Annotated in this window: 23 protein-coding genes, 2 pseudogenes and 1 riboswitch; of the genes and pseudogenes, 13 read left to right on the top strand and 12 right to left on the bottom strand. The window is 73.0% G+C overall.

Features of this window, described 5'->3' with window-relative positions; genetic code table 11:
* The first annotated feature begins 4 nt into the window (after window positions 1-4).
* The 5 genes from IE242_RS35145 to IE242_RS35125 all read left to right on the top strand — a co-directional run bounded on the left by IE242_RS35145 (window position 5) and on the right by IE242_RS35125 (window position 2,725).
* Window positions 5-151, top strand: a complete 147-nt coding sequence (locus tag IE242_RS35145; protein ID WP_189866776.1) for a DUF1427 family protein — start codon at window positions 5-7, stop codon at window positions 149-151.
* 8 nt (window positions 152-159) lie between these two features.
* On the top strand, window positions 160-408 hold the full coding sequence (locus IE242_RS35140) for a DUF1427 family protein (RefSeq protein WP_189866774.1): 249 nt from the start codon (window positions 160-162) through the stop codon (window positions 406-408).
* 34 nt (window positions 409-442) lie between these two features.
* Window positions 443-1,402, top strand: a complete 960-nt coding sequence (locus tag IE242_RS35135; protein ID WP_189866863.1) for an amidohydrolase family protein — start codon at window positions 443-445, stop codon at window positions 1,400-1,402.
* Window positions 1,403-1,420: 18 nt separating this feature from the next.
* Window positions 1,421-2,380, top strand: a complete 960-nt coding sequence (locus IE242_RS35130) for an alpha/beta hydrolase (protein ID WP_189866772.1) — start codon at window positions 1,421-1,423, stop codon at window positions 2,378-2,380.
* A gap of 132 nt (window positions 2,381-2,512) precedes the next feature.
* Window positions 2,513-2,725: a hypothetical protein gene (locus IE242_RS35125; protein ID WP_189866770.1), complete on the top strand. Its 213-nt coding sequence runs from the start codon at window positions 2,513-2,515 to the stop codon at window positions 2,723-2,725.
* A gap of 49 nt (window positions 2,726-2,774) precedes the next feature.
* Here IE242_RS35125 and IE242_RS35120 read toward each other — a convergent pair whose 3' ends face one another.
* Genes IE242_RS35120 through IE242_RS35105 form a run of 4 tightly spaced genes read right to left on the bottom strand, consistent with a single transcriptional unit; the run spans window position 2,775 to window position 5,550 of the window.
* Window positions 2,775-3,641: an energy-coupling factor ABC transporter ATP-binding protein gene (locus IE242_RS35120; RefSeq protein WP_189866768.1), complete on the bottom strand. Its 867-nt coding sequence runs from the start codon at window positions 3,639-3,641 to the stop codon at window positions 2,775-2,777.
* Window positions 3,638-4,402, bottom strand: coding sequence for a cobalt ECF transporter T component CbiQ (cbiQ, locus tag IE242_RS35115; protein ID WP_189866766.1), 765 nt, complete (start codon window positions 4,400-4,402; stop codon window positions 3,638-3,640). The genes IE242_RS35120 and cbiQ overlap by 4 nt, the downstream gene beginning before the upstream one ends.
* 6 nt (window positions 4,403-4,408) lie before the next feature.
* Window positions 4,409-4,843 carry an energy-coupling factor ABC transporter substrate-binding protein gene (locus IE242_RS35110; protein WP_229859879.1) on the bottom strand — a complete coding sequence of 145 codons (435 nt, stop codon included), beginning with the start codon at window positions 4,841-4,843 and terminating at the stop codon, window positions 4,409-4,411.
* Window positions 4,843-5,550 (bottom strand): energy-coupling factor ABC transporter permease, encoded by a 708-nt coding sequence (locus tag IE242_RS35105; protein ID WP_189866861.1) that lies wholly within the window; start codon window positions 5,548-5,550, stop codon window positions 4,843-4,845. The genes IE242_RS35110 and IE242_RS35105 overlap by 1 nt, the downstream gene beginning before the upstream one ends.
* Window positions 5,551-5,580: 30 nt before the next feature.
* Window positions 5,581-5,766, bottom strand: a riboswitch (cobalamin riboswitch).
* Window positions 5,767-5,997: 231 nt separating this feature from the next.
* Here IE242_RS35105 and IE242_RS35100 point away from each other — a divergent pair.
* Window positions 5,998-6,978: an alpha/beta fold hydrolase gene (locus tag IE242_RS35100; RefSeq protein WP_189866764.1), complete on the top strand. Its 981-nt coding sequence runs from the start codon at window positions 5,998-6,000 to the stop codon at window positions 6,976-6,978.
* 110 nt (window positions 6,979-7,088) lie between these two features.
* Here IE242_RS35100 and IE242_RS35095 read toward each other — a convergent pair whose 3' ends face one another.
* Both IE242_RS35095 and IE242_RS35090 read right to left on the bottom strand, forming a co-directional pair.
* Window positions 7,089-7,754: a response regulator gene (locus tag IE242_RS35095; RefSeq protein ID WP_189866755.1), complete on the bottom strand. Its 666-nt coding sequence runs from the start codon at window positions 7,752-7,754 to the stop codon at window positions 7,089-7,091.
* 613 nt (window positions 7,755-8,367) lie between these two features.
* Window positions 8,368-8,946: a rhodanese-like domain-containing protein gene (locus tag IE242_RS35090; RefSeq protein ID WP_189866753.1), complete on the bottom strand. Its 579-nt coding sequence runs from the start codon at window positions 8,944-8,946 to the stop codon at window positions 8,368-8,370.
* Between the two features lie 78 nt (window positions 8,947-9,024).
* On the opposite strand from IE242_RS35090, the gene IE242_RS35085 reads away from it, so the two are divergent.
* Window positions 9,025-9,306 carry a metal-sensitive transcriptional regulator gene (locus IE242_RS35085; protein ID WP_189866751.1) on the top strand — a complete coding sequence of 94 codons (282 nt, stop codon included), beginning with the start codon at window positions 9,025-9,027 and terminating at the stop codon, window positions 9,304-9,306.
* Between the two features lie 31 nt (window positions 9,307-9,337).
* On the opposite strand, the gene IE242_RS35080 is transcribed toward IE242_RS35085, so the two are convergent.
* From IE242_RS35080 to IE242_RS35060, 5 genes are all read right to left on the bottom strand, one after another.
* Window positions 9,338-10,108, bottom strand: a complete 771-nt coding sequence (locus tag IE242_RS35080; protein ID WP_189866749.1) for a sulfite exporter TauE/SafE family protein — start codon at window positions 10,106-10,108, stop codon at window positions 9,338-9,340.
* Window positions 10,105-10,467, bottom strand: coding sequence for a rhodanese-like domain-containing protein (locus IE242_RS35075; RefSeq protein WP_189866747.1), 363 nt, complete (start codon window positions 10,465-10,467; stop codon window positions 10,105-10,107). Before IE242_RS35075 ends, IE242_RS35080 begins: the two co-directional genes overlap by 4 nt.
* A gap of 39 nt (window positions 10,468-10,506) precedes the next feature.
* Entirely contained in the window at window positions 10,507-11,883 is a 1,377-nt protein-coding gene (locus IE242_RS35070; RefSeq protein ID WP_189866745.1) for an MBL fold metallo-hydrolase, read from the bottom strand.
* Between the two features lie 366 nt (window positions 11,884-12,249).
* On the bottom strand, window positions 12,250-13,275 hold the full coding sequence (locus IE242_RS35065) for an ATP-binding protein (RefSeq protein ID WP_189866743.1): 1,026 nt from the start codon (window positions 13,273-13,275) through the stop codon (window positions 12,250-12,252).
* Window positions 13,276-13,454: 179 nt separating this feature from the next.
* Window positions 13,455-15,818 carry an ATP-binding protein gene (locus IE242_RS35060; protein WP_189866741.1) on the bottom strand — a complete coding sequence of 788 codons (2,364 nt, stop codon included), beginning with the start codon at window positions 15,816-15,818 and terminating at the stop codon, window positions 13,455-13,457.
* Window positions 15,819-16,111: 293 nt separating this feature from the next.
* Between IE242_RS35060 and IE242_RS35055 the strand changes: the two genes are divergently transcribed.
* The 6 genes and pseudogenes from IE242_RS35055 to IE242_RS35035 all read left to right on the top strand — a co-directional run bounded on the left by IE242_RS35055 (window position 16,112) and on the right by IE242_RS35035 (window position 23,717).
* A complete protein-coding gene (locus IE242_RS35055) occupies window positions 16,112-16,537 on the top strand; it encodes a contact-dependent growth inhibition system immunity protein (protein ID WP_189866739.1) in 426 nt (141 codons plus the stop codon).
* Between the two features lie 158 nt (window positions 16,538-16,695).
* Window positions 16,696-18,642, top strand: coding sequence for an ABC transporter ATP-binding protein (locus tag IE242_RS35050; protein ID WP_189866737.1), 1,947 nt, complete (start codon window positions 16,696-16,698; stop codon window positions 18,640-18,642).
* A 25-nt stretch (window positions 18,643-18,667) separates the two neighbouring features.
* Window positions 18,668-19,219: pseudogene (locus IE242_RS39375) on the top strand (alpha-L-rhamnosidase-related protein); the annotation flags it as partial.
* Window positions 19,219-19,623 carry an alpha-L-rhamnosidase C-terminal domain-containing protein gene (locus tag IE242_RS38350; protein WP_229859873.1) on the top strand — a complete coding sequence of 135 codons (405 nt, stop codon included), beginning with the start codon at window positions 19,219-19,221 and terminating at the stop codon, window positions 19,621-19,623. The pseudogene IE242_RS39375 and the gene IE242_RS38350, both read left to right, overlap by 1 nt.
* Window positions 19,624-19,865: 242 nt before the next feature.
* The gene (locus tag IE242_RS35040) at window positions 19,866-21,854 is read left to right on the top strand and encodes a rhamnogalacturonan lyase (RefSeq protein ID WP_189866735.1); all 1,989 of its coding nucleotides are present in this window, start codon (window positions 19,866-19,868) and stop codon (window positions 21,852-21,854) included.
* A gap of 312 nt (window positions 21,855-22,166) precedes the next feature.
* Complete coding sequence (locus IE242_RS35035) at window positions 22,167-23,717, top strand: GDSL-type esterase/lipase family protein (protein ID WP_189866733.1); 1,551 nt, start codon at window positions 22,167-22,169, stop codon at window positions 23,715-23,717.
* Between the two features lie 270 nt (window positions 23,718-23,987).
* Here the strand turns inward: IE242_RS35035 and IE242_RS35030 are convergent.
* Window positions 23,988-24,380: pseudogene (locus tag IE242_RS35030) on the bottom strand (transcriptional regulator); the annotation flags it as partial.

Genomic DNA, 24,380 nt, shown 5'->3' with positions numbered 1-24,380 from the left:
ATCCATGCCGTATCTCAAGGCACTGCTCGCCGGTGTGCTGGTCGGCGTGGTGTACGTGGTGGTGCGGGTCAAGTCGCCCGCACCGCCGCCGGTGGCACTGCTCGGACTGCTGGGCATGCTGCTGGGCCAGGCCTTGCCGGGGGTCCTGTGATGAGCCCTGTGAGCACCTCCGTCGCCGCCCGCGCCTTCCTCCGCCCAGCCGCCCTCTCCTTCACCGCCGGCCTGCTCATGGGGGCGGTGTACTGGGCACTGGACATCACCTCGCCCGCCCCGCCGCTCATCGGCCTGACCGGGCTGGCCGGCATCGTGCTCGGCGAACGCGCCGCCACCGCCGTCCGCAACCGCCTGACCCGCCGCCCCGCCGCTCCGCCGCCCGCCGCAGAAGGAGGAAGACCCCGTGTCTCCTGACACCCCCGCACACGTCGACGACACCCCCGCGTACATCGACACCCCCGCGTACATCGACGTCCACGCCCACTTCGTCACCGACTCCTACGTCCGCCAGGCGCGCGCCGCCGGGCACGAACTCCCCGACGGGGTGCCCGCCTGGCCCTCCTGGTCGGCGAAGGCCCACCTGGAGCTGATGGACCGCTGTGGCATCGGGACCTCGATGCTGTCGGTCTCCTCCCCGGGCGTCCACTTCGGCGACGCCGCCGCCGCCCGCCGCCTGGCCCGCGAGGTCAACGAGGCCGGCGCCGAGACCGTACGCGAGCACCCGGGCCGCTTCGGCCTGTTCGCCTCGCTGCCCCTCCCCGACGTCGACGGCGCCCTGGAGGAGATCGCCCACGCCTACGACACCCTGGACGCCGACGGCGTGGTGCTGGAGACCAACACCCACGGCACCTACCTCGGCAACCCGGATCTGGAGCCTGTCTGGGCCGAGCTCGACCGGCGCGGCGCGGTGGTCTTCCTGCACCCGACGTCCCCGGTGTGCTGGGAGCAGTCCGCCCTAGGACGCCCCCGCCCGATGATCGAGTTCATCTTCGACACCGCCCGCACCGTCACCGACCTGCTCATGTCCGGCACCCTGGACCGCCACCGCGACCTCACGGTGATCGTGCCGCACTGCGGCGGCGCCCTGCCGGTCCTGGCCGACCGCATCAACGGCTTCATGAAGATGTTCATGCCGCCGGGCACCGAAGCCCCCGACGCCGTCGAACAGCTCGGCCGCCTCTACTACGACCTCGCGGGTCCCGCCCTGCCCCGGCAGCTCCCCGCCCTGCTGAACCTCGCCGGCACCGACCGGCTCCTGTACGGCAGCGACCACTGCTGGACCCCCGCCGCCGGGGTGGAGGCCCACGTCGCTGGCCTCGACGCCGTCCCGGCCCCCGGGGGCGCCGCGAGCTGGCGCGCCCTCACCACCGCCAACGCCCGCCGCGTCCTGCCCCGCACGGCCCGTTGACCGACGAAGGTTCCCACCATGACCGACACCGGCCCCGAGCCTTTTCCCCGGCACCTGCTGGCACCACCCGACCCGGCCGAACTGCCCCTTCCGCACCCGGCCGCCCCCGACGCCGGCGTGCGGCTCCTGCGCGGCGCCGTCTACGCGATCCCGGACGGCATCCGCCCCCTGACCGTCGACCTCTGGCTGCCTGAGAACCCCGAGAACGCCGGCGGACCCGTGCCGGTCGTCGTCTTCGTGCACGGCGGAGGCTGGCGCACGGGTCTGCGCGACGACCTCGGCCCCCGCTTCCGCCCCTGGCGGCCGGGCCCCTTCGCCCGGCTGGCCCGGGCCGGCTTCGCCGTGGCCTGCCCCGACTACCGCCTCAGCGGCGAGGCCCCGCACCCCGCCCAGGCCGACGACCTGGCCGCCTGCCTGGCCTGGCTCCACACCCGCGCCGCCGACCTCGGCCTCGACACCGCGCGGACCGTGCTGTGGGGCGAGTCCGCCGGCGGACACCTCGCCGCCCTGACCGCGCTGACCCACCACACCCGTGCCGACAGCGCGACCGTCACCGGCTGCGTCACCTGGTACGCCCCCAGCGACCTGCCCGCACTCGCGGAGGACCGCCCCGAGGGAACGTACGACGCCCACGATCCCGGCTCCTTCGAGGCCCTGCTGCTCGGCGGGGCCCCGGCGGACCGGACCGGGACGGCGCGTGACGCCAGCCCGGTCACGCACGTGAGCCCCCAGGCACCGCCGTTCCTCATCCTGCACGGCACCGACGACGCCTTGGTGCCCGCTCGGCAGTCCGTCCGTCTCGCCGAGGCCCTGCGGGCGGCCGGGCACCACCCGGACCTGCGCCTCCTCACCGGCGGCAACCACCTCTGGGTGGGCCTGTCCGACGAGGACGTGGCGGACTGCTACGTCCGCACCCTGGACTTCGCCCGCCGCTGTACGAGCGACCAGGGAGTCCGGGCGGGGGAGGCAGGCCGCTGACGCGTTGGGGACCGCCCTCGGCCGTACTGTGCGGGGCCCTGGTGGCCTGCCCCGCGCCGGTTCCGCGGCGGCCTCCCCCACGCTCGGCTGCGCCCGTGCGGGGCACCCCCGGCCACCGGCGGCGGCAGGGCGATGACGACCGGCCGGGCGCCCTGGTGCGACGGCGACGCGCGCACCGTGACGACGACGGTCGTCACGCCGGTACGGACCGGCCGGCGGCGCGGCCTGGACCCGGGCCGGGGCGAGCACACCGGGGCGGTGCACCTGGCGGTCGGCCCGCCGTGCGAGGGCGTGCGGAACGTGATGGTCGCGGGCGAGTACCCGCACCGGCATTTCCGGCAGTAGCGGCAGGATCACCGTGGCGAACGGGCCGACGGGAAGGAGGCGGGGCGCCTCAGTCATCGGCACGGATCCGGGAGGCGGCGGCACGGTCCCGCGCGAGCGCGGACAGTTCTTCCGGGGTGCGGGGACCGGCGGCGGACCCGGTGAGCAGACCCTGCGCACGCAGGAGTTCCGCGGCCGCGACGCCCCAGGGCAGCCGCAGGCCCGCCCGCCGGAGCAGGTCCGTACGGGCCAGCATCGTGACGGCCGGCCCGGTGCGCACCCCGTCCGGGGTGAGCAGCGCCGCCTCGTCGGCCCAGCGCAGGGCGAGGTCCACGTCGTGCGTGGCCATGACGACCGTGGTGCCGTTCCCGCGCAGCCCGTCGAGGGTGGCCAGCAGCCGCTCCTGGCCGTCCGGGTCGAGGCCCGCGGTCGGCTCGTCCAGGATCAGCACCCGGGGCCGCATCGCGACGGCCCCGGCGATCGCGGCCCGCTTGCGCTGCCCGTACGACAGCAGGTGGGTGGGCCGGTCGGCCAGGTGACCGATGTCCAGGGCGCTGAGGGCCTCGTCGACCCGCGCCCGTACCTCGGTGTCCGGCAGGCCGAGGTTCAGCGGCCCGAACGACACGTCCTGCCCGACGGACGCCGCGAACAGCTGGTCGTCCGGGTCCTGCACGACCAGCTGGACGGTCGTCCGCAGCCGGGTCAGTCCCTTGCGGTCGTAGGTGACCGGCCGGCCCTCGAGGGTCAGCTCTCCGGTGTCCGGCCGCAGCCCGCCGCTCAGCAGCCGCATCAGCGTGGTCTTGCCGGTGCCGTTGCGGCCCAGCAGGGCGAGTGCGCGCCCCTCGCGCACCTCGAAGTCGAGGCCGCCGAGCACGAAGGGCCCGTCCTCGTACGCGAAGGAGGCGCTCCGCAGGGCGACGAGTGCCGGCTCGCTCATGACAGCGGCCCTTTCAGTACAAAGGCTTTCAGTACGAAGGTGAGGGCGGCCACGCACCCGAGGAGCACGGCACTGCCGGCCGTGAAGCGCACGGAGACACCGGCCTCGGGCACCAGCACGCGCAGGGTGCCGTCGTAGCCCCGCCCGGCCAGCCCGGCCTGGAGCCGCGCCGCCCGGTCGAAGGCCCGGACGAAGGCGGTGGCGCCGAGCCCGGCCAGGGAACGCCAGGCCGCGGCCCGGGTGGTGTGCCCCAGCCGGGCCGCCTGGGCCTCGCGGATCCGGCGCACGGAGTCCAGCAGCAGGAAGCTCATCCGGTACGTCACCAGCGCGACGTCCACGACCGGCGCGGGCACCCCGGCCCGCACCAGGCGGGGCAGCAGGTCGGACATCGGGGTGGTGAAGGCGAACACCAGCACGCCGAGGGAGGCCGCCGAGGTACGCAGCAGCAGCTCCCCGGCGCGGCGGGGTCCGCCGTCGGCGAGGGACAGGAAACCCTCCGGGCCACCGACCTGGAGGAGCAGCGTCGCCGAGCCGGTCACGCAGAAACCCAGGGGCACCCGGTAGGCGCGCCACAGCCGGCGGCCGGGCACACCCGCCGGGCCCAGCAGCACGGCGAGCGCGGTGAGGAGGACCAGGACCGCGCCCGGCCAGGGCGGCAGGGAGATCGCGAGCAGGGTGAGCCCGAGCCCGAGCACGGCCTTGTCCACGGGATGGCGGTGGCGCCAGCGACTGCTGTGCGCCACCGCGTCGATCGGCAGCACGGAACCTCAGGCCCCTCGGTCCTCTCGGTCCTCTCGGGCCTCTCGGGCCTCTCCGACCTCTTGGGCCTCTCGGATCTCTTGGGCCCCGGGCTCGTCGGCGACGGTTCCGGTGCCCTCGGTGTCCGGCCGCCGCGCCTCGGCCCGCCGCTCACCCTGGCGGCGGCCCCGGCGGAGGCCGAAGTAGTAGGCGAGGACACCCGCGCCGAGGGCCGCCTGAAGGGCGAACAGCGCCGACTCGATCTCACCGGACGGCGGTTCGTACAGCGGGGAGAACCACGGCTCGTAGTCCGGCTCGAGCTCCGTGATCGCCGTCTCGGCCTCGGCGTCGGCACCGGTGAACGGCTCCTCCTTGTGGTCGCCGAGGCCGAGGGCCAGGGGCAGTACGGCGAGTGCGGCCACGAGGAACAGCAGCAGGAGGTTGGTCTTCGTGCTCTTCCTCATCACGCCACCGCCCCGGTCCCGGTCGTCCTCGTCCCGGCCCGCTCACCGGCCGCCAGCACACCCAGCCGGGTCAGCTCGCCCTTGCTGGACTGCACCAGCAGGCGCATCACCAGCACGGTCAGCAGCCCCTCGCTCACCGCGAGCGGGATCTGCGTGACGGCGAAGATGGAGCCGAACTTGCCGAGCGCGCCCAGGAACCCGCTGCTCGGGTCGGGGAAGGCGAGGGCCAGCTGCACACTGGTGACGCAGTACGTCGACAGGTCGGCGACGAAGGCACCGAAGAAGACGGCCACCATCAGCGGCGCGTCGTACCGCCGCAGCAGCCGGTAGATCCCGTATCCGGCCCAGGGCCCGGCGATCGCCATGGAGAAGACGTTGGCGCCGAGCGTGGTCAGCCCGCCGTGGGCGAGCAGCAGCGCCTGGAAGAGCAGGGTGATGGTGCCGAGGACCGCCATGACGGGTGGCCGGAACAGGATGGCGCCGAGACCGGTGCCGGTGGGGTGCGAGCAACTCCCGGTGACGGAGGGGAGTTTCAGGGCCGACAGCACGAAGGTGAAGGCTCCGGAGGCGCCGAGGAGCAGGGTGCTCTCCGGGTGCTCGCGGACCTCACGGGTGAGCGACCGTACTCCGTGGACGACGAACGGCGCGGATGCGACGCCCCAGGCGATCGCGTGCGCGGGGGGCAGGAAGCCCTCGGCTATGTGCATGGCTGAACAGACCCTCTCCAGCACCTCGTGGATGGTTGACGCGCCTTGGCCGGTCTCCTGGCTGACGGGTACCACCGCCCGGACTCCGCCTTCCCGGGTCACGAGGACCCAGTGGCTGCCCGCGAGGGGCCGGAGCCGGACTTCCCGATTCACAGTGGCGAGGGCCGCACCGGCATCACACCGGATTTCCCGTTCACCAAGGCGTGGCGAGAGTAGTGCCGCCGGAAGAGGCTGACAAGCTCGGCGAGGGGGCGTACGAGCGCGCCGGGCGCGGCCGGCCGACTGCCACGGCCGTCGTACGGGCCCCGAGCGACGATTTGCCGGAACGGCAACAAGGCTCCGTCTCGCGCGGCCCTCCGCAGCAGGATGGGCGCCGGGCCACGGGCACCGCGCAGCCGCGCCGCCCGTGGCAGGCCCAGGACAAGCACCGACGGACACGGGAGCACCATGTCATCGCGCGTCACGAACCCCACCCACCGCCTCATCTCCTCACCGGCGGGCCGGATTCACCTGGTCGAGCAGGGAACCGGGCCGTTGGTGCTGCTCGTGCACGGTTTCCCCGAGTCCTGGTACTCCTGGCGCCACCAGCTGCCCGTACTGGCCGCCGCGGGGTACCGGGCGGCCGCCATCGACGTCCGCGGTTACGGCCGCTCCTCCAGGCCCGGTGACGTGGCCGCCTACCGGATGCTCGACCTGGTGGCGGACAACGTCGCGGTGGTGCGCGCCCTGGGCGAGGAGTCGGCGGTGATCGTCGGCCATGACTGGGGTGCGACTATCGCGGCCGACTCCGCCCTGCTGGAGCCGGAGGTCTTCCGCGCGGTGGGGCTGCTCAGTGTTCCCTACGCCCCGCACGGCGGGCCGCGGCCCAGCGAGGTGTTCGCGCGCATGGGCGGAGACGAGGAGTTCTACGTCTCCCGCTTCCAGCGGCCGGGCCGGGCCGAGGCGGAGATCGAGCCCGACGTGCGGGGCTGGCTCGCGGGCTTCTACGCCGCGATGTCCGCCGACACCATGCCCGCCCCGGACGCTCCGGACCCGCACTTCGCCGGTCGCGACGGTGCGCTCCGCGACCGCTTCCCCGCCGGCCGGCTCCCCGCCTGGCTCAGTGAGCACGACCTCGACGTCTACGCCGGGGAGTTCGAACGGACCGGCCTGACCGGGGCCCTGAACCGCTACCGCAACATGGATCGCGACTGGGAGGACCTCGCCGCCCTCGACGGTGCGCCCCTCACCCAGCCGTCGGTGTTCATCGGCGGCCGTTCGGACGCCTCCACCATGTGGCTGGCCGACGCGATCGACGCCTACCCCACCACACTGCCCGGGCTGACCGGTTGCCACCTCCTCGACGACTGCGGCCACTGGATACAGCAGGAACGACCCGCCGAGGTCAACCGGATCCTCACCGACTGGCTCGCCTCGCTGCCCGCCTGAACACGCGCGGGTCGCGGTGCGGGCGCGGCACGGCCGTCGGGGCCGGCGTGCATCGGCCACCTCGAGGCCTGCCCCGGTGGGAGCCGACCGGGCGTGACGGCCTTCGGGGTTCATGCGTCCTGCCCGGGGTCCAGTGGCGGGCGGAGCAGCCCGGCCCGTTCGGCGAGCAGGGCCGCCTGGATGCGGTTGCCCACCCCGAGCTTGGCGAGCAGGGCGCTCACGTGGTCCTTGACCGTGCCGGTGCTCAGGTACAGCCGGGCACCGATGTCGGTGTTGGAGAGCCCTTCCGCGATGAGGCGGAGAACGGCACGCTCGCGGTCGGTCAGCTGGGCGATGCGGTGGTCGGAGGTGTGCGGGCTGCCGTTCAGGTAGCCGTTCACGACGGTGCGGGCGACCTGGGAGGCCAGTACGACGCCGCCGTCGGCCAGCTGGCGGATCAGGTAGGGCAGTTGCTGCGGGTCGGTGTCCTTGAGGAGGAATCCGGCGGCTCCCGCACGCAGGGCGGTCGTCACACATTCGTCCATGTCGAACGTGGTGAGCATGGCCACCACCGGCGGGTGCGGCAGCCGGCGGAGCGAGGCGAGGACGGTCAGCCCGTCCACGTCCGGCATCCGGATGTCGAGCAGCACGACATCCGGACGTGCCTCCTGCGCGGCCCGGAGGGCCTGTCCGCCGGGGACCGCGGCCGTGACCTCGATGTCGTGCACGCAGTCGAGGATGCGCTGAACGCCCGTGCGGATCAGAGCCTCGTCGTCGACCACCAGTACACGGATCACCTGAGCTCCACTCGTCGCCGGACCGCCGCTGAATTTCTACGCCGCATAGGAGCACAGTCAAGTCCGGTGGGCGATTACCGGCGTCCAGCCGGGCGGCCCCGGCCGGTCGCCGGGGCAGCGGTGGCCGGCTGCCCGACGGACCGGGACCCCGACGCCCCCGATGCCCTGGACGCTTGAGCACCTTGAGCGTCTTGAGCACCTGACAGACCACTGCTTGCCGCCCTGTCCGTCGCACGTCTGCCGCAGAGGCCGGCCGTGGCACGGTGGTATCCGGTACGTCGTCGGCAGGACGGCTCGTCGGCACCGATCCGGCCCGGGGCCCAGCCGTTCGCGGTACGTGCACCGCTCGCGTCGGGCCGGGCTCCATCGATGTGCGGGCCGCTGGATCGCGTACCGAAGCCGGCGCGGGACCGGCTCGCGACGCACTGCGTGCGGTACGGCGTGGAACTCCTCCTTCCGCCAGGAGGCGGCCGTCGTCCAGGAGGCGGCCGTTGTCGAAGGACGCTGCCGTCACCGCGCAGGACGGCCGACCGTGCACCGCCGTCACGTCGCCCGGCCGCCGGTGCGAACGCCCGGCGGGGCGCCGTGAGCCGTGCCTTGCGAGCCCGCGGTGTCAGCGGGTCAGGGCGGCGAGCGTGGCGTCGAGGTCGGTGGCCCTGGGCCGGTTGTGGGGAAGCTTGGCGAGAATCCTGGCCATGCCGCAGGTGTCGGTGAGGGCGGAGAGGACCAGACCGCCGGCGACGCCCGCGGAAAGCCAGCGGGCGGCGGGTCGGCGCCGGCCGGTGAGCAGGCCGGTCAGGACGAGGGAGCCGGCGGCCAGGCGGACCTGGCGCTCCATCGCCCACACGGCGCGGGTACCGGCGGGGCGCTCGACGTCGTGGCCGAGCTGTGTCCAGGCGGTGGTGCCACCGGTGAGGCCGACGGCGGTGACGCCGTGCCGGGCCAGGCGCTCGCGGGCCTGGCCGGAGCGGGCGCCGGAGGCGCACACGAGGAGGAGGCCGCCGCGGCCGGCGGCGCTCTTCAGGGCGGGCAGGGCCGCGTCCAGGTGGTCCAGGGGGATGTTGTGGGCGCCGGGCAGATGGCCGGAGGCGTACTCGCCGGGGGTGCGCACGTCGATGACGGTCAGCTCGGCGAGGCGGGCGTGGGCCTGGGCGACGGTGAGGGAGGTGGTGAGGGAGGTGTTGGGTGACACGGGGACTTTCCTTTGCTCTTCATGGGTTACCCCCTTCGGTAGGGTACCCGCGGGGGTATCTGCGAAGGAGTGTGGGCTGTGGATCTGTCGATGGCGGCCGAGGAACTGAAGACGGTGGTCAACCGGCTGCGCAGGGCGCAGGGCCAGATCGCCGGTGTGATCAAGATGATCGAGGAGGGGCGGGACTGCGAGGACGTGGTCACCCAGCTGGCGGCCGCCTCCCGGGCCCTGGACAAGGCGGGCTTCGCGATCATCGCCACCGGTCTGCAGCGCTGCCTGACCGACGAGGACATGGCCGCCCCGGAGGACCGGGAACAGATGCGCGCCCGGCTGGAGAAGCTGTTCCTGTCGCTGGCCTGAGCTGCCGGTGCCACGCACCGTGCCTCTCGGCTCAGGCGAAGGCGTCGACGAGCATGAAAGCCGCGACGGCCAGCAGCACGATCGCGAAGGTGCGCCGCAGCAGGGTGCCGGTGACCTTGGCGGCCAGGCGCTTGCCGTCCCAGGCGCCGAGGATCGCCGCCCCGGTGAAGGGGCCGATCAGCGCCCAGTCGAGCCCGGCGGTGGTGGCGCCGCGGGTGGCCAGGGAGGCGAGCGAGTTCGCCGAGATGACCAGCAGGCTGGTGCCGACGGCGGCCTGCATCTCGAACGCCAGCACCGTCACCAGCGCGGGTACGGCCAGGAAGCCGCCGCCGACGCCGAGCAGTCCGGTCAGCGCCCCCAGTCCCGCACCGGCCCGGGCCGCACGGGCCGCCCGGGCCGCACGGGCCGGGCGCACCGTGCGCCGCCCGTGACCGTCCGTCGTACGGGCGGGGCGGAGCATACGCACCGCGGCCAGGGCGGCGACGACGGCGAACGCGGCGGTCAGGAGGGCCTGCGGCAGGTGCGCCGCCGCGGCGCCCGCCACGGCGGCCGGCACCAGCCCGGCCGCCGCGAACAGCGTCCCCGCCTTCCAGCGCACGGTTCCGGCCCGGGCATGGGCGTACAGGGCGGTGAGCGAGGTGGCGGTGACGATGATCAGGCCGGCCGTGGTGGCGGCGGCCGGGGTGAAGCCGAGCAGGTAGATCAGCGCGGGCACCGCCAGGACGCTGCCGCCCCCGCCGAGCGCGCCGAGCGCGAGCCCGACCGCGGCACCGGCGGCCAGGGCCAGGACCAGCGCGCTCACGCGTCGCCGCCGCTGGTGCCGCCGTCCCCGGTGACCGGCAGGCCCGCGCGGGCCCAGGCGGTCATGCCGCCGACGACATCGGTGGCCTCCGTACCGCGGGCGGCCAGGAGGCCGGCGGCTGTGCGGGAGCGGTTGCCGGAGCGGCAGATGGTGACCACCGGCCTGCCTTGGGCGGCCCGGGGAAGAGCCGCCCCCGCCGCCAGGCGGCTCAGCGGCAGGTGCAGCGCGCCGGGCGCGTGCCCGGCCTGCCACTCCGGCAGTTCGCGGACGTCCAGCAGGACGGCCTGCCCGGCACCGGTCTGCCGGTGGGCCTGCCGTGGGGTGAGGCGGTCGGCCCCACGGCGGAAAAGCGAGAACATCGTCGGGTCACTCCGTGCGGGTGGTGCGGGGCAGGTCGTTCAGCCGGCGTGGCCGGGCCGGGTGAGGGTGAGGCCCGCCGCGGTGGCGGCGTCGAAGCCGTCGTCGACGGCGACCACGTCGCGGCCGACGGCATCGAGCAGGGACGCGGCGATCGCCGCGCGCATCCCGCCGGCGCAGTGCACCCACACCACCCCGTCGGGCACCTCGTCGACGCGGCCGGGCAGCTCGTGGACCGGGATGTGGACCGAGCCGTCGACGAACCCGCCCGCCCGCTCGGCGGCGCGGCGCACGTCCAGCACCACCACCTGCTCGCCGCGCCCGCGCACCGCGGCGAGGTCGGCGAAGCGGGCGCGCGGGAAGGAGGCGAGTCGCTCGCCCGCACGGACCCAGCCGGCCGGGTCGCCGGTGGCGGCGGCGGCCGGGCGGTCGATGCCGACCCGGGCCAGCTCCCGCTGCGCGGCCGTGATCTGCTCGGGCGTCTCGGCGAGCAGGGTGACGGGCTTGCCCCAGGGGATCAGCCAGGCCAGATAGGTGGCGAGCCGGCCGCTGCCCTCGAAGTTGAAGGAGCCGGCCACATGTCCCTGGGCGAAGGCGACCCGGTTGCGCAGGTCCACCACCCACTCTCCCGCGGCCAGCCGGGCGGCGATCTGCTCGGCGTCCGCCTGCCGGGGCGGGGTGAGGTCGACCGGGGCGGGGCCGGCGGCGTTGGCCGGGCCCATGTGCGTGTAGTAGGCGGGCACGTCGTCCAGTGCGGCGATCATGCCGGCGACGAAGGTGTCCACGTCCTTCGTCAGCGCGTCATTGGTCCGGCGCTCCTGTCCGATCGTGGTCGACTCTCCTGCCGCCTGCGCGGAGGAACAGAAGCTGCCGAAGCCGTGGGTGGGCAGCACCGGCACCTCGTCGTCCAGTGTGTCGGCCAGACGGTGGGCGGAGGCGTGCTGGGCGCGGGCCAGCCGCTCGGTCAGCCGCGGCTCGACCAGGTCGGGCCGGCCCACGGTGCCGATCAGCAGCGATCCGCCGGTGAACGCCGCCACCGCCCGGCCGTCCTCCTCCAGGACGTACGAGGTGTGGTGGGGGGTGTGACCGGGGGTGGCGATCGCCCGCAGCACCAGGTGCTCGTCCACCTCGAACGCGTCACTGTCGGCGACCGGGGTGCGGGCGAAGGCGACCGACGCCCCGGCCGGCACCAGGTAGCGGGCCCCGGTCACGCGGGCCAGCTCCAGCCCGCCGGTGACGTAGTCGTTGTGCAGGTGCGTCTCGGCCACGAAGGCGATGCGCACCCCGCGCCGCGCCGCCGCGGCGACGACCTGCTCGATGTCGCGGGGCGGGTCCACCACCAGCGCGGCACCGGGTCCGCCGGCCAGGTAGCTGCGGTTGCCCAGGCCCTCGATTTCCAGGGTGTCGACGAAGAACACGACTACGACTCCTCTTGAGCGGGTGATGTACCCCCGGGGGTATCTGACACTCACCCTAACAGCAGTACCCCGGGGGGTATTCCGGAGAGAGGGCGCCCCGTCGCCGGATGGCGCTCCGCCCGCATCGGATACCCGCTGGGGTATCGAGGAATCAGTCGTTCGGCACCGGCTGGTCCGATGCCGCCCGTGTCGTACGGCCGCAGCGTCCGCCCGGCCGCAGCGTCCGCCTCGGCACCGGCTTCGGCCTCCGTCACCGCCGTCCGCCAGGCCCTCGGTCCGGACACCAGGGGCACCCTCACCGGCCTGCCCGCTCTCCGGCCCGCCGCCGAGGCCACGGCTGCGCCCCGGCCGGCCGGCTCGATCCGGCTACCCGGCCTCGCCGAGGTACCGCAGCATCGTGGCCCCGTAGGCCCGGATGGTGCGGGGCATGCGATAGCGGGCCTGACCGGCCCCGGGCCGGTCGGCGAGCAGGAGGGACCGGTCGAGGAGCTGGGCGGCGCCGTCGGCGACGGTGGCGGGCGGAAGCAGTTCGTCGGCGCACCGGGCGACGGCCTCGGCAGTCCCGAAGCCGCCGTCGAAGGCCGACAGCCGGGCCCACAGCAGCCGCTGTGGCGGCGTGCACAGCTCGTGGCTCCAGCTGATGGCGTTGGCCAGCGTGACATGGTGCAGCGGACGCCCGTTGGTGAGGGGGAGGTAGGCGCCGAGCGTCAGGCAGCGCGTCCGTACCAGCTCGGCCAGTTGCTCCAGCGACATGTCGGAGAGGCTGCGCGCCGCCAGTTCGACGGCCAGCGGAAGCCGGTCCAGCAGCTCGCACACCTCGGCGACGAGGGCCTGGTCGTGCTCGGTCTGCGGGAGGGGCGGTGCGGTCTCCCGGGCCACCGCGGTGAACAGCGCCAGTGCGGCGGCCGGAGCCAGCGGGGGAAGGACCACGATCTGCTCGCCGGGGACGTGCAGCGGCTGCCTGGCCGAGACGAGGAAGTCCACTTCGCGGCAGTGGCCGACGACCGCGTTCACCAGTTCCGTGACGCCGCCGATCAGATGGTCGCAGTCATGCAGCACCAGAAGCAGCGACCGGCCCTCCAGCGTGTCCAGCAGCATCTCCAGCCGACTGAGCGTGCAGTCGTCGGGCGTCCGCAGCGCGTCCGCCACTACATGCGGGACCACCTCGGGGTCCTGGATCTCCTCCCAGCTCGGTCGGAAGCGTTCGACGTAGACGTCCCGCCCCGGCCGCGACGCCGCCACGGCGGCCACGGTGGACTTCCCCGCTCCGGGCGGGCCGGTGACCGTGACCACCCGTGCCCGGCGGCGCAGCAGCCGCTCCACTTGCGTCAGTTCCCGAGTCCGCCCGATCACTCCTGCGGTCGGCTCGGCGTGCCACATCGTCGTTCGCACCGTGATCCCTCCGATACCGCCGTATCCCCCGTGCGAAGAGGCTCTCGTACGGTTGCGGCGGCGCCATCGGGACATGTACGGATCCGTAATACCGATGTCGGTGCCCGGCCGTCGGCGGGGGGCGGCGCCGCGGCGTAGGTAGCGCCGGGAGCGCGCGCTAGGTAGGGACCGCGTCGGGCTCAGCCGACCGGCCCGGCGACGTCGTCGAGGCCGGGCTGCCGGGTGCTGCCGCCGGCCTCGCCCACCAGGGCGGCGATCTGGGCCCGGGAGGAGAAGCCGAGCTTGGTCAGGATCTGCTCGACGTGCGCGTCGGCGGTGCGCTTGGAGATGACCAGCTTGTCGGCGATCTGCCGGTTCGACAGGCCCTCGGCGACCAGCACGGCGACCTGGCGCTGCCGACGGGTCAGCACGCCCAGCGGCGTGTCCTGCTCCTCGGGCTCGGCGGCGGGCGCCGGCCGGGGCTTCTCACCGGTCGCGTCGGCGACCACCTCGTCCACCGGGGCGGCGGCGCCGCTGCGGAAGGCCGCCTCGTACACGGCGTCGCCCAGGACCTGCCGGGCCCGCCGTTCGGCCGCGTACTGGAACTCCTGGAGCATGGGCACGCCGAACAGCGGGGCGGCACCGCACTTGCGGTAGAGGCCGGAGATGGCGCCCAGCAGCCATGCCGCCTGCCGGCAGTGCTCGGGCTCTTCGGCGGCGATCCAGGCCAGGGGCTCCAGACAGTGCGCGATGCAGAGGTGGTCCTCCAGGTCGTACTTGCAGCGGACCCCGATGCGGGCGAGCCGGGCACACTCCTCGCGGTCGCCCATCAGCCACAGTGTCACCGCCTTGTGGCAACAGGCCCAGCCCCGGTTCCAGCGTTCCTCGGTGCCTTCCACCATGGACAGCGTGACGTCGAAATCCGCGCACGCGGTCTCCAGGTCTCCCAGCATCATGTGCAGGAAGCCGAGATGGTAGCCGTACATGAGGATGCCGACCCGGTCGTCGAGCTCGCGCAGCTTGACGTGGGCGGCCTCGTACAGCTCCACGGCCGCCTCGGGACGGCCCATCATCATGTGGACGCAGCCCAGGATCGCCTGGGCATGGGCGTGCAACTGCTCGTCTCCGAGCTGTTCGGCGATGTCGCAGGCCTCGGTCAGCAGCAGCGGCAGCCCGGGGGAATGACCGCCCTGGACGGCGGCGTACCAGCCGGCGTACCGCAGCGCCACGGAGCGTTCGGCGACCGGTTCGGGCACCAGCTCCAGCCCTTTGTGCAGCCAGTAGCGTCCCTCCGACAACCGCGCGGCGCAGAACCAGAACGCCCACAGCGTCGTGGCCAGCGTCAGGCCGGCGTGGGCCTCCTCCGGCGCGGAGAAGGAGAACTCCAGCGCCACCCGCAGGTTCGCGCGCTCACGCAGGAGCCGGTGGAAGCGGGGCATCTGCTCGTCGCCGGCCCACTCGGCCTCGAACCAGCGGGCCAGCTCCAGGTAGTGGTCCCGGTGGCGCACCTGCACGGCCCGCCCGTCGCCGTGCTCGGCCAGTCGCTCGGCCCCGTACTCGCGCAGGGTGTCCAGCAGCCGGTACCGGACCCCGTCCGCATCGTCGCCGCGCAGCACCACCGACTTGTCGACCAGCCCGATCAGATACTCGACGATCTCCTCGGCGGGCAGCGCGTCGTCGGAGCAGACCGCCTCCACGGCCGCCAGGTCGAAGTCGCCGGCGAACACCGACAGCCGGGCCCACAGCAGCCGTTCCTGCGGCGAGCACAGGTCGTGGCTCCAGTCGATCGCCGTGCGCAGCGTCGCGTGCCGCGGCAGTGCCACCCTGCTGCCTCCGGTGAGCAGGCGGAACCGGCTGCTGAGGCGGACCACGATCTGCTCCAGCGACAGGGCGCGCAGCCGCACCGCCGCCAGTTCGAGGGCCAGCGGGATGCCGTCCAGCCGCCGGGTCAGGGCGGCGACGGCCGCGCGGTTGCCGTCGGTCAGCGCGAACCCGGGGACCACGGCCGTCGCCCGGTCGGCGAACAGCCGCATGGCGTCGGTGTCGGCGGGGTGCTCGTCCTCCTCGCCCGGCACCGCCAGCGGCATGATGGGAAAGGTGTGCTCGCCGGGCACGGCCAGGGGCTCACGGCTGGTCGCCAGGATCCGCACCGACGGTGTGCCGCGCAGCAGGATGTCGGCGAGCATGCCGCAGGCGTCCACGATGTGCTCGCAGGTGTCCAGCACCACCAGCAGTTCGCGGTCCTTCAGGTGGTCCACCAGCGTGTCGATCTGCGAGCGGTCCGTCTGCTCCGGCAGGTTCAGGGCGGCCGACACCGAGTGCGCCAGCAGTCCGGGGTCCTTCAGGGCCGACAGCGGCACCATGCAGACACCGTCCGCGAGTTCCTCCCCGAGCCGGGCGGCGACGCGCAGCGCGGTCCTGGTCTTGCCGACGCCTCCGGGGCCGAGGAAGGTGACCAGGCGTGCCCTGTTCAACAGCTGCGTGGCCGTCTCGATCTCCTCGGCACGGCCGATGAAACTCGTCACCTCGATGGGCAGGCCCCCGCGGTACCACTCGGCCTTCACTGATCGCGCCTCTTCTCGAGAGCAAGCCAGCCGTGAGGGGAATCACAGTAGTTGTCCCGGCGTGCGATCGACTCCGTCAGTCCGAAGGCGGCATAAAAGGGGTGCGGACCGGACCGATTCCGACCAGCCGCGGCAAGAACCAGATCGAACGTTCATCTGAACGACCGGGAGGAACTGTCCCCTGCCCCTGGCCGTCTCCGCCGCCCACCCCGGACAGCCGCGGGCTGATGTGCCCCGGCCCCTCCGGCGACCCGAGCCCGAGAGCCCTGGCCCGTGCCGGTGAGGATGAACCCATGGACCATCTGCTGCACCTCGACCGCACGCTCGATGAGCTGGACCCGCCCCGGTGGGCCCCTCCTGCCGCTGACGCGACCCGGTTGGTGCGCACCGTGCACGAGCTGCGGCGTGTGCCCCTGGGCGCACTCGGGCCGGCGGATCTGCGTACTCTCCTGTCCCAGCGGGTGGCGCTGCCCTACGTCCTCCCACTCGCCGTGCGCCTGCTGATCGAGGACCCGCTGCTCGACGCCTGCTTCTACGAGGGCGACCTGCTGCTCGCCGCCGTCGATGCCCCTGCGGCGGCCTGGGACCTGCTGCCGGAGCCGGGCGCGCGGCTGCGGGCCGTGATCACCACGTTGCCGGAGGCGACGGTCGCCGGCCTGCCCCGCGGCGCCGCCGAGGCGCTTGCCCGCTTCGTCGCGCGGTCCGTACCGCCTCGCTGACCTGACAGCTGACCGTGGTGCTGCGGCGTGGCGTCGCGGCGCCGACTCGGGCGCGATGTGCGGGCGGCGGTGTCCGGTTCTCGCCCGTCCGCGCTAAATGCCTGGACCCGTGGCCTCTCCCGACGGGAAACTCCCGAGTTCCGACCTCCGGGAGCGTGATGGGTACAACAGATACGCACGGGCCGATGCCGGGCAGGAGCGCGGTCCTTCTCGCACTGCGCCGATACGTCCGGGAACTGTTCCGACTACGACGGCTGGCCCTGCCCGCGCTGCTGCTGCCGGCCGTGGGCACCACCGGCATCCGCTACGTCGCCCCCCTGCTGGTCGCCCGACTGGCGGGGCAGGCCGCCGACGACGGTGGTCTCACCCTCGCCTCGGCACTGCCGTACGTGCTGGGCTTCGGCGCGGTGCTGCTGCTCGCCGAGACCGTGTGGCGGATCGGGCAGCACTGCCTGAACCGCGTGGACGCCCTCGGCATGGAGCACCTGTACGTGATCGGCATGGACGAACTCTTCGCCCGGGACGTGGCGTTCTTCCACGACAACTTCGCCGGCTCCCTGACCAAACGGGTGCTGAGCTTCGGCAGGCGCTTCGAGGACTTCGTCGACACGGTGACGTACCGGATCGTGGGCAGTCTGGTGCCGCTGGTGTTCGGCGCCGTGGTGCTGTGGCACTACGAACCGATGCTCGTGGCCGGACTCGTCCTGATGATCGCACTGACCGTGGTGGGCGCCACCCCGCTGATCCGCCGCCGTCAGGCGCTCGTCCACGACCGTGAGGCGGCGATCGCCCGGGTCTCCGGCCACGTCGCCGACAGCCTCATGAACATGGAGACCATCCGGGCGTTCGCCGCCGAGCAGCGGGAGGCCGACGAACACCGCCGCCGCGTCGCGGAGTCGCGGCGTCTGACGCTGAAGTCATGGGACTACGGCAATCTGCGCGTCGACACTCTGATCGCTCCCATGTCCGTGCTGACCAACGTGCTGGGCCTGTTGGTCGCCATCGCCTTCGGTGGCCCGGGCCAGGGAGTGGAGGAGATCATCATCGCTTTCACCTACTACTCCAACGCGACCCAGATCATGTTCGAGTTCAACCAGATCTACCGGCGGCTGGAGAGCTCGATGACCGAGGCCGCGCAGTTCACGGAGCTGCTGCTGGACCCGCCCACCGTGCTGGACGCGGCGGAACCCGAACCGCTCGCGCCGCGGGACACCGGCATCCGCTTCGAGGCGGTGACCTTCGCCCACGCGGGTGCGAAGCCGATCTTCCAGGGCCTCGACCTGGACGTGCCCGGCGGCGCACGGATCGGTCTGGTCGGCAGGTCGGGCGGCGGCAAGACCACACTCACCCGGCTCCTGCTGCGGATGGCGGACATCGACGCCGGACGCGTCCTGATCGGCGGTCAGGACATCAGCCGGCTGCGCCAGGCCGACCTGCGCTCACTGATCGCCTACGTCCCGCAGGACCCCGCGATGTTCCACCGCAGCCTGCGGGACAACATCGCCTTCGCCCGGCCCGGCGCCACCGACGAGGAGATCCACGCGGCGGCCGCGGCCGCGCACGTCACGGAGTTCGCCGACCAGCTCCCCGAGGGCTTCGCCACCCTGGTGGGGGAGAGGGGAGTGAAGCTGTCGGGCGGCCAGCGCCAACGGGTCGCCCTTGCCAGGGCGATCCTCCGCGACGCCCCGATCCTGCTGCTCGACGAGGCGACCAGCGCCCTGGACTCGGAGAGCGAGATCCTCGTCCAGGACGCCCTGTGGCGGCTGATGGACGGACGTACGGCGCTGGTGGTCGCCCACCGCCTGAGCACCGTGGCCGGCATGGACCGTCTCGTCGTCCTCGACCGGGGGAGCGTGGTCGAGCAGGGCGCCCACGGGGAACTGCTCGCCGCGGGCGGCGCCTACGCCAAACTGTGGCAGCACCAGTCGGGCGGCTTCCTCGGCGAGAGCGCCGAGAGCGCCGAGAGCGCCGAGAGCCCTGAGCCGGTCCCTGCGGACGATCTGCCGGGAGCCGGTTCCACCGGGCTGCCGGTACCGGCCGAACCGGCGCCGGACCGAGGCCGGAAGGTCTCGCCGCAGACTCGCACGAGCACCGGGCCCGCGTGATCGAGTCGGTTCATCGATCCGTCGCGTGAGGTCGAGGAGAGCGGCGCCTCGGGCGACGCGACCGGTCCTCCACCTGGAGTCCGTCCTCTCTTCCCGCTCCCCGGCCGGTCTGTGGGACCAGGGCTTCCGGTCCGGCGACTGGTTCGACCCGGACGCCCCGCCCGACGAGCCGCAGGCGGCCGAGGCGGACCCCGCCGTCGTCGCCACGGCCTGCCTGTACCGTTCGGCGGCCTGCACCGCGCAAGCCGCCCGGCTGCTGGACGAGAAGGCGGACGCCGACCGCTGGCCGCGGCTGGCCGGGCGGACGAAGGACGCCTTCCGCCGCCACTACGTGACGGACGGCGGTGGCCGCATCCGCTCGGACTGCGCGACGGTCTACGCGCTCGCGGTCCGCTTCGGCCTGCTGGAGGAGACGGAGCGCGGGGCGGCCGCCTCCCGCCTCGCCGTACTGGTCCGGCAGGCGGACTACCGCGTGACCACCGGTTTCGCGGGCACGCCGTTCGTCACCTGGGCCCTGTCGGAGAACGGCCACGTCGAGGAGGCGTACCGCCTGCTGCTGGAGGAGAGACGTCCGTCGTGGCTGCACCCGGTGACGACGGGGGCGACCCCCATCTGGGAGCGCTGGGACTCGACTCGATGCTCCCCGACGGCACCGTCAACCCGGGGGAGACGACCAGCTTCCACCACTACGCCTTCGGTGCCGTGGTGGACTGGCTCCACAAGGCGGTCGCCGGTACCCGTCCGGCCGAACCCGGATACGCCCGCCTCCGCCTGGCTCCGACCCCCGGGGCCCGGCCTCGACTGGGCCAGGGCGAGCCTGAGGACTGCGCACGGGCGGGTCGAGTCCGGGTGGCGGCGCACCGGCTCCGGCATCGAGACCACGTCGAGGTCCCGGAGGGGATCGAGGCCGATGTGGTCCTTCCGGACGGCACCGCGCGCACCGTCGGGGGCGGCACGCACACGTTCCGCACGGCGCCCTGAGCGGGCACGCACCGTCACGCGGCGGACAGGTGTGAGGCAAGGCAGCGGTCGGCCGGCCGAACGTCGTCATGTAGGCCGCACCGCGACGTCGGATGCCGATCCCGACACGCAATGTTTCGAAACTACCCGCGCGAACGCGTGGGTTGACCCTGCCGATCGGTCATCGCCAGACTCGGACGGCCGATCAGTGAATCGATTCATATGCACAGGACCCCTCGTCCGACGAGCAAAGGAGCATGCGGATGGGCAGGAGATCCACCGTTCACGGCACCGGACGCACCACGAGGACCACGGCCGGGGCCGGCCGCACCCGCGCCCGCCTGGTCACCGCTTGCCTCGCCGTCCTGGCCACCGCCGCCACCGCGTTCACCGGCCCGGCCACCGCGTCCGGCGGCCACCGGCCGGACCGCCCGCTGCGCCAGATGGAGAACCTCGACCGGGCGCCGGTCGCCGTGCGGACCGGGGACGGGGTCTTCGTCGGCTGGCGGATGCTCGGCCTGGACCCGGAGAACACCGCCTTCCACGTGTACCGGGACGGCCGCCGCATCACCCGCACCCCGGTCCGCGACGCGACCAGCCTCACCGACCCGCGCGGCACCGCCGACTCGGTCTACCGGGTGGCGGTCCTGCGCGGCGGCCGGGTCACCGAGCGCACCGCCACGTTCGGCGTCTGGTCCCAGCAGTACAAGGAGATCCCGGTCAACCGGCCGGCGGGCGGCGTCACGCCGACCGGGCAGGCGTACGACTACCACCTCAACGACGCGAGCGTCGGCGACCTCGACGGTGACGGCCGGTACGAGATCGTGCAGAAGTGGGAGCCGAGCAACGCCCAGGACAACTCCCGCAGCGGCTACACCGGAAACGTCTACCTCGACGCCTACACCCTGGACGGCGAGCAGCTGTGGCGCATCGACCTGGGCCGCAACATCCGCGCCGGGGCGCACTACACCCAGCTGATGGTCTACGACCTGGACGGCGACGGCCGGTCCGAGGTGACCGTGAAGACGGCCGACGGCACGGTGGACGGCACCGGCACGGTGATCGGCGACCCGGCGGCCGACCACCGCAACAGCAGCGGCTATGTGCTGTCCGGCCCGGAGTACCTGACGGTCTTCGACGGCAGGACCGGCGCCGCGGTCGACACCGTGGACTACGTGCCGGGGCGGGGCGACACCTGCAAGTGGGGCGACTGCTACGGCAACCGCGCCGACCGCTTCCTGGCCGGTGTCGCCTACCTGGACGGCAAGCGTCCCTCGGTCGTCTTCGCCCGCGGCTACTACACCCGCTCCACCCTGACCGCCTTCGACTTCGACGGCGAGCGGCTGAAGCAGCGCTGGGCGTTCGACTCCGACGAGCTGGGCAAGGAGTACGAGGGGCAGGGCAACCACAACCTGGCGGTCGCGGACGTGGACGGCGACGCCAAGGACGAGATCGTCTACGGCTCGCTGACCGTCGACGACGACGGCTCTCCGCTGTACAACACGAAGCTGGGCCACGGGGACGCCCTGCACGTCTCCGACCTCGACCCGAGCCGCCCCGGTCTGGAGGTCTTCTCCGCCCACGAGTCGATGTCGGCCTCGGGCAGCCGCGGGGCGACCTTCCGGGACGCGGCCACCGGCGAGATCCTCTACGGCATGCCCGCCACCCGGGACATCGGGCGCGCGGCGGCCGGTGACATCGACCCCGCCCACCCGGGCGCGGAGGCCTGGGCGGTCACCGCCACCGGCGCCTGGAACTCCCGCGAGGGCGAACTGCGCGCGGCCGACGGCACCCTGCTCGGCACGTCCATCCCCTCGGCCAACCACATGATCTGGTGGGACGGCGACCCCCTGCGGGAGATCCTCGACCACGACTTCAACGAGTCGACGGATCCGGCGGGCCGGCCGTACATCGCCAAGTGGGACGGGCAGACCGGCACCCAGAACACCGTCTTCCAGCCCGAAGGCGTGTACACCAACAACTGGACCAAGGGAAACCCCGCGCTCCAGGCCGACCTGTACGGCGACTGGCGGGAAGAGGTGATCTACCGCGCCCAGGACGAGTCGGCGCTGCGGATCTACACCACGACCGCCGGGACGGACCTGCGGCTGCCCACCCTGATGCACGACCCGCAGTACCGCCTCGGAGTCGCCTGGCAGAACGTCGCCTACAACCAGCCGCCGTGGACCGGCTACTTCATCGGCAAGGACATGAAGCAGCCGGCCCGGCCCGCCATCCGCTACACACGATGACCAGCGTGCGTCACCCGTCATGACGCACGGCTGAGCGGCCGTCCAGCGGCCGGGCTCCCGGCCGCTGGACCCGGTTCTTGCCGCTGGCCGGCGGTGATCGCAGCGACTCACCGTCGAGCGAGGGGAGCTGCGAGGGCCTTGCCGCGTCCTCTCCGCGTGCACCGCTCCCTTTCCGCGGCCATCGGCCACGGGGTTCCGTCACCCATGTCCTGGTCCACCGGTCCACGTCCACGGAGAGGAAGAAGACGGCGCGTCCGCGTCGACCGGCGGCTGCCTCGGGTGCAACCAATCGTCAGCACTAAGGAGTCACTGATGAAGCGAACCACCCTCACGCCGGCCGGATCACGCGGCCGGCCCGGACGCATGGCGTCACTCGCCGCGCTGGCCTCCGCGGCATGCGTGGCGGCCTGGCTGCCGGCGGCCCCCGCCTCGGCCTCGGCGGACGACGGGATCACGGTCTACCTCGCCGGTGACTCCACGGTGCAGAGCTATGACCCCTACTGGGTTCCCCAGGCGGGCTGGGGCCAGGTGATCGACCGCTATCTGGACGACGACGTGACGGTGGAGAACCACGCCATCGGCGGCCGGAGCTCACGCACCTTCATCGAGCAGGGGCGGCTCGACGCGATCCTGAACAAGATAGAGCCGGGCGACTATCTCTTCGTCCAGTTCGGGCACAACGACGCCTCCGTCAGCATCCCCGAGCGCTACACCTCGCCCGAGGACTACAAGGAGTTCCTGCGCACCGACTACATCGGCGGCGCGCGGGAACGCGGCGCCGTCCCCGTCGTCGTCACACCCGTCTCGCGACGCTCCTACAACAGTACGACGGGCGAGTTCAACGTCTCCTTCCCCGAGTACGTCGAGGCGGCGACGGAGGTGGCCGCCGAGGAGAACGTACCGCTGGTCGATCTCTCGGCCTCCAGCCGCGCCTACCTCGACACGATCGGCCCGGAGGAGGCGAAGTCCGTCTTCCTGCACGTCCCGGCCGGCGTGTACCCGAACCGCCCCGACGGCACGGCGGACGACACCCACTTCCAGGAGTACGGCGCGATCCAGATGGCGCGGCTGGTCGCCCAGGACGTCTCCGGGCTGGACACGCCGCTGGCGCAGCACGTCGTCGACGCCGCGCCGCCCACCGGAGTCCCGAAGAAGCCGGCTGCCCCGGCGGCGCAGACCGTGACCAACGAGGGGGCGCGGCTGACCTGGAAGGCGGTCCACGGCGCCGACATCTACCGGATCCAGAAGAGGGAGAAGCACGTTGAGGGCGCCGAGTTCACCCTGGCGACGACCTCCACCGTCCCCCTGGCCGACATAGGAGGTCTGAAGGAGGGAACCACGTACGAGCTGCGGGTGATCGCCGTCAACGGTGCGGGCGAGTCGGCACCTTCGCGCAAGCTGCGGGTCACCACAGGCGTGCCCGACCAGCGATACGACTTCGGTCCGGCCGGCAGCCCGGTGCACGAGGGGTTCACCGAGGTCACTCCGGAGACGCTCTACACCGCCGAGCGCGGCTACGGCTTCACCGACACCACCGGCATGATCAGCCGTGACCGCGGCAGCGCCCTGGACGCCCTGCAACGGGACTTCGTGGCACTGTTCGGCGGGCAGTACGAGTTCTCCGCGGACGTTCCCGACGGCGTGTACGCGGTGACCGCCCATGTCGGCGACCTGCTCGGCTCGGCGCGGACGAACCTCTCCGTCGAGGGCCAGGACCGTGGCGCACTCGCCGGCAGCCGTTCCGTGGTCAAGCACACCTTCGGCGACGTCGTGGTGAACGACGGGCGGCTCAGCGTGGTGGTCTCCGGCCAGACGGCCCACCTTAACGGCCTGGAGCTCACGAGGATCGGCGACCTTCCCTAGTCGTACTGGTCAGGGACGTCGCTCAAGCTGGTGGGGAAAGGCTCGCCGCCGGTCGCGGTTTTGGGGGCGGTGACGATCCTGTTGGCTTATTCCGTGCTGTCCTGTTCCAGGTAACTGTGGGCAGGGCAATAGCCCTGGGGGACATCCGTACAGCCGTTGGCGCCGGCTTCGGTCTGTGATCTGCCTGCCTGGAGGCCGGGGAACCCCCTCACGGAACACCCAGTTCATCCCCTCCGCACTTCACGCCGGATGTGCAGGTCAACGGTGAGGTCAGTCGGATCCGAGTCCCTTGTCGATCCGGGTGCGCAGGGAGTGCAGGGCCTGCCGGAGTTCGGCCGGTTGGATGTCGCTGATGTCGGCGTCGAAGGTGAGGAGCAGTCCTGCCAGTCCTGGCCATGACCATGCGCCGAGGGTGAGGCGGCATGTGGTTTCGGTGTCGTACTCGACTGTTGATCCGCCGGGGGCGAACGGGGCGACGGTGGAGGCGGGCAGGGCGAGGACGGCGGAGCCGTGACATGGCCATTCGGCGGCGGCGGCGTCTCCGCGGTCGTGTGCGGTCATGACGAAGGCGGCGGGATCGCCGTGTGGGATGTCCCGTCGGCCGAAGGGGGTGTGGGTCGGCGGGTGGGGCTGGACCCGGTCCATGCGCATCGCGCGCCATCG

Origin of the sequence: Streptomyces poonensis (genome assembly GCF_014650915.1) — a bacterium.
GTDB classification, from domain to species: domain Bacteria; phylum Actinomycetota; class Actinomycetes; order Streptomycetales; family Streptomycetaceae; genus Streptomyces; species Streptomyces poonensis.
Note: the sequence above shows the minus strand (reverse complement) of the source record. Positions and strands in the feature narration are given on the sequence as shown.